Origin of the sequence: Roseivirga sp. UBA1976 (assembly GCF_002336325.1) — a bacterium.
GTDB classification, from domain to species: Bacteria; Bacteroidota; Bacteroidia; order Cytophagales; family Cyclobacteriaceae; genus Roseivirga; species Roseivirga thermotolerans.
The window spans coordinates 24,374-28,739 of the sequence record NZ_DDDQ01000024.1 but is presented as its reverse complement, the minus strand read 5'-3'; the positions used below and the strand labels follow the sequence as shown (position 1 = coordinate 28,739).

Below are 4,366 nucleotides of genomic sequence, written 5' to 3'. Positions count from 1 at the left end.
GGCCTTAAACTCTCAAAAAGGGCTGTTTTATCCGGTATCTCAACAGAGCCTAAATGAGATTACGGATATTTTCCTTTGCGTATGTGAAGTATTCACAGAAAAATTCCGCAATGACGTCCTAAGAGGGGATATTTTACTACTTACTTACATCGAACTCAGATTAAACATTAAACTTTGAACCATTCTATGTCTTTTAAAACCATCTCCGAATCGCAAATCACACTTTCTCAATTAATGCTTCCCTCCCACTCCAATTTCAGTGGTAAAATTCACGGAGGCTACATTCTCAATCTAATGGACCAGGTGGCTTTTGCCTGTGCTTCTAAGCATTCCGGACAGTATTGTGTAACGGCATCGGTAAACCGTGTGGATTTCTTGAATCCAATCGAAGTAGGTGAATTGGTCACACTAAAAGCCTCAATCAATTATACAGGACGCACATCTATGGTGATTGGTGTTAGGGTTGAATCGGAAAACATCCAAACTGGAGTGACTAAGCATTGCAACTCTTCTTACTTTACCATGGTAGCTAAAGGAGGAGACGGTAAAAACGTTGAAGTTCCAGGACTAATTCTTAATGATCTTGATGGAATCAGGCGCTTTGCCCGAAGCATAACCCGACAAGAACAGTCCAAGAAAAGAGTGAAAAGCTTTACCCCTGAAAAGTTTGTGGCAGACGAGTATTTAGAGCTGATTAAAGAGCATAATGCTCGAATTGAGCTATAAAAGTATTACTTCGTCATGCTGAATTTATTTCAGCATCTACCATTAGAAAGACCCTGAAACAAGCCTGCCTGTCGGCAAACTGGTTCAGGGTGACGTTCCGAAATAGTCTCAATACGCTCTACGCAATACCTGCCTACCGGCAGGCAGGCTCAATACCAGTTTTTAAAAACTCTCCCTCAAGGCAAAAGTCTTCTTCATCCGATCAATCAGCTTGGCGGATTCAGGGAAGTTCAAAGTTTGCTGACCGTCTGAATAGGCCTCTTCCGGTTTTTCATGGGTTTCGTAGATTACTCCATCGGCTCCGGCCATAATGCTGGCTAAAGCGATTGGCTCCACAAAATCACGAATACCGATTCCGTGCGATGGATCGGCAATTACGGGCAGATGGGTTTTTTCCTTGAGTACAGCAATCGCATTCAAATCCATTGTATTTCGCGTAGCTTTCTCGTAGGTTCTGATACCTCTTTCGCAAAGCAAAAGGCGCTCATTGCCTGCTGAGAACACATATTCGGCAGAGTACAAAAGCTCATCGATAGTTCCAGAAATACCTCGCTTGATCATCACAGGCTTGTCGGTGTTCTTACCTAATTCGTCCAGTAAGTTAAAGTTCTGGGTATTCCGTGCTCCCACTTGGTAGATATCGACATAAGGATCCATTTCTTCAATCTGAGAAACCTGCATTACCTCAGTGACAATCTTAATTCCGGCTTCTTTGGCTAGTTCATACCATAGTTTCAGGCCGTCAATGCCCATTCCACGGAAAGCATAGGGAGAACTTCTCGGCTTGAACACACCTCCACGCATGATAGACACGCCATTTTCCTTCAGGTGAGCAATGGTTTTCCTGATCTGCTCCTCACCCTCAATGGAGCAAGGTCCGGCCATAATCTGAAAACCACCTTCCTCAATCTTTACTCCCCCACCTAAGTCGATGGTCGTATGATTGACCTTCCACTTTTTCGAAACGAGTTTGTAGTCATCCGAAACAATGTGGATGTCCTTAATTCCATCCATTGAACCAATGGATCGGATATCGAAATTCTTCTTGCCAATACCAATCAGGTACGTTCCCTTTTGGGTTTTCACCTCGGTTGGCTTGTATTTAAGACCTTTAATGCGGTTAATGATCGCTTCTTTCTGGCTCTCGTTTATGTCTTGTTCGAATTGTATAATCATGATTTTGGTTATTCGTTATTGGCTGATCGTTGATCGTCTACTTTTTACAGAAATTTTTAAAAGAAATGCTTCTTATAGCTGAAATAAACTCTTGTTGAATCCTCTTATCCAAGTCAGTTCCATAAAAACCAAACTTGGTTACACCTCCATCAGAAACACTCAAGCTATCAATGAACACTCCAGTGAAAAGCCCAAGACTATCTAATGGCATAACTAATTTGGCTTTAAAGCAATCAATTTCTGCCGTTTCATAAGAATGCTTTATATCGATCCTTCTTTCGTATAAGGAATCAATATCGACTTCTTCATTAGCCTTCAGACCCTCCAAATACACAAGGTTATATTGAAATTCAACGTCTTCTTCTTCAGGATCAAAAGTATACCAACCTAAGTCATATATTAAAGTATCACCTTCAGAAGTAATCAGCCCTCCTACGTCACTATCAATACCTTGTATTGATACAGTCTTCCAATCGAGAGGCACCTCAATCTCGAACTCACCATAATCAATGATTTGAGAGTCTGAACAAGCACCTAAAACTGGCAATACTAGAAGTGATATTAACCAATAACGATTAACGAATAACTCCATTGACGAATTCATTAATGTTGGCTTCCATATCTCCTTCCAGCCCCAGCACCTTAATAAACGCACTGCCAATAATGGCTCCATTGGCGTTTTCACAGGCTTTGTCGAAGGTTTCTTTATTGGAAATACCAAAGCCAATCAATCGAGGGTTCTTCAGTCCCATTCCATTAACTCGTTTGAAGTAAGCTTCCTGTTCTTCCGAAATGCCGCTTTTTGCACCTGTTGTACTAGCAGAAGAAACCATGTAAATGAATCCGCTGGTGTTGTTGTCAATCTCTCTGATCCGGGCTTCTGAAGTCTGGGGAGTGATGAGGAAGGTGTTCAGCAAGCCATTCTTTTCAAAGATTGGTTTGTATACTTCCAAATACTCATGCATTGGCAAGTCAGGTAGAATGAGACCATCAATTCCGCGTGCGGCACAGTCTTCACAAAAGCGCTCGATTCCATATTGCACTATCGGGTTGATATAACCCATCAGTACAATCGGCACACTCACCTGGTTTCGGATGTCCTTCAGTTGCTCCATCAGGAGTTTCAGAGTCATGCCATTGCTCAGCGCCACATCATTGCTAGCCTGAATGGTTGGCCCATCGGCTACCGGATCGGAAAACGGAATGCCTATTTCGATCAGGTCAGCACCAGATGCCTCCAGAGCCTTGAGTATGCTCACTGTATCATCCAGCTTAGGGTAACCAGCCGTGAAGTACACATTCAGCACGCGGTTAGGCTTGGTCTGAAAAAGTTTTTCTATTCGATTCATTTCTGCTTTGCTCACTATCTCTTTTTGATTCGTCATGCTGAACTTGTTTCAGCATCTTCCAATTTGCAGACCCTGAAACAAGTTCAGGGTGACGTTCTTTATTTAGTCTATTCTCTAACTCAGTTCATTCATTTGTTTTGTGAATATTTTTTATTTGGCCTCATCCCCCGCCTTCTCCAAATAGAGAAGGAGCCAATGGTGTTCACAAAACCAAATAAATTCACTAGGCTGTCTCAGTACTCTGTACTCAATACTTAGTATTCGTTTAATACTTCCCCCATTTAATATAAGTCTCCAAATCCTTGTCTCCTCTACCGGAAAGGTTGACCACAACGAGATCATCTGATTTCAATGACATCTGATTTAGGGCTGCAAAGGCATGGGCCGATTCAATAGCCGGAATAATTCCCTCCAGTCGGCTAAGTTGAATCCCTGCTTTCATGGCTTCTTCATCAGTTACACTGTAGAAAGTTGCTCTACCTGTTTCGAACAGATGCGCATGCACGGGACCAATTCCCGGATAATCTAGTCCGGCAGAGATTGAATAAGGCTCAACCACCTGACCATCTTCTGTCTGCATGAGAAGCGTTTTACTTCCGTGCAAAATGCCCGGCTTACCCAGCGTAGTCGTAGCAGCACTTTTACCAGTGGTATTACCCAAACCAGCTGCTTCAACGGCTACTAAGGCCACCTCTTCATCGTCATAATAGTTGTAGAAGGCTCCTGCAGCATTGCTACCTCCGCCCACACAAGCGACTACGTAGTTTGGTAATTCAGTGCCCTCTTTCTCCTTCAACTGGGTTCTGATTTCTGCACTGATAACCGACTGAAATCTGGCAACCATTTCTGGATAAGGGTGCGGTCCAACTACAGAACCGATGATGTAGTGTGTGTCGGTTGGGTTGTTGATCCAATGACGCATGGCTTCATTAGTGGCATCTTTGAGTGTTTTGCTTCCGCTGGTTGCAGGACGAACCTCCGCTCCCAGAATACGCATACGCTCCACATTTGGCTTTTGACGCGCCATATCTACCTCACCCATATATACGATGCACTCCACACCCATCAGCGCACAAACCGTAGCCGTAGCCACACCATGTTGACCTGCTCCAGTT

5 protein-coding genes are annotated in these 4,366 nt (G+C 43.4%); 1 reads left to right on the top strand and 4 read right to left on the bottom strand.

What is annotated here, in order from left to right:
- The first annotated feature begins 186 nt into the window (after nt 1-186).
- On the top strand, nt 187-726 hold the full coding sequence (locus B3763_RS02160) for an acyl-CoA thioesterase (protein WP_286743157.1): 540 nt from the start codon (nt 187-189) through the stop codon (nt 724-726).
- Nucleotides 727-888: 162 nt separating this feature from the next.
- Here the strand turns inward: B3763_RS02160 and aroF are convergent, their stop codons facing one another.
- From aroF to trpB, 4 genes are all read right to left on the bottom strand, one after another.
- Nucleotides 889-1,902 (bottom strand): 3-deoxy-7-phosphoheptulonate synthase, encoded by a 1,014-nt coding sequence (aroF, locus tag B3763_RS02155; protein WP_286743155.1) that lies wholly within the window; start codon nt 1,900-1,902, stop codon nt 889-891.
- 37 nt (nt 1,903-1,939) lie between these two features.
- Nucleotides 1,940-2,494: a hypothetical protein gene (locus B3763_RS02150; protein ID WP_189630756.1), complete on the bottom strand. Its 555-nt coding sequence runs from the start codon at nt 2,492-2,494 to the stop codon at nt 1,940-1,942.
- Nucleotides 2,478-3,251, bottom strand: coding sequence for a tryptophan synthase subunit alpha (trpA, locus tag B3763_RS02145; protein WP_286743163.1), 774 nt, complete (start codon nt 3,249-3,251; stop codon nt 2,478-2,480). The genes B3763_RS02150 and trpA overlap by 17 nt, the downstream gene beginning before the upstream one ends.
- A gap of 265 nt (nt 3,252-3,516) precedes the next feature.
- Nucleotides 3,517-4,366, bottom strand: an 850-nt coding sequence (trpB, locus tag B3763_RS02140; protein WP_286743152.1) for a tryptophan synthase subunit beta, incomplete at its 5' end; no start/stop codon positions are given.

Coding starts and splice junctions, on each gene's coding strand:
- B3763_RS02150 (WP_189630756.1), bottom strand. CDS start 2,494: ATGGAGTTATTCGTTAATCGTTATTGGTTAATATCACTTCTAGTATTG.
- B3763_RS02160 (WP_286743157.1), top strand. CDS start 187: ATGTCTTTTAAAACCATCTCCGAATCGCAAATCACACTTTCTCAATTA.
- trpA (WP_286743163.1), bottom strand. CDS start 3,251: ATGAATCGAATAGAAAAACTTTTTCAGACCAAGCCTAACCGCGTGCTG.
- aroF (WP_286743155.1), bottom strand. CDS start 1,902: ATGATTATACAATTCGAACAAGACATAAACGAGAGCCAGAAAGAAGCG.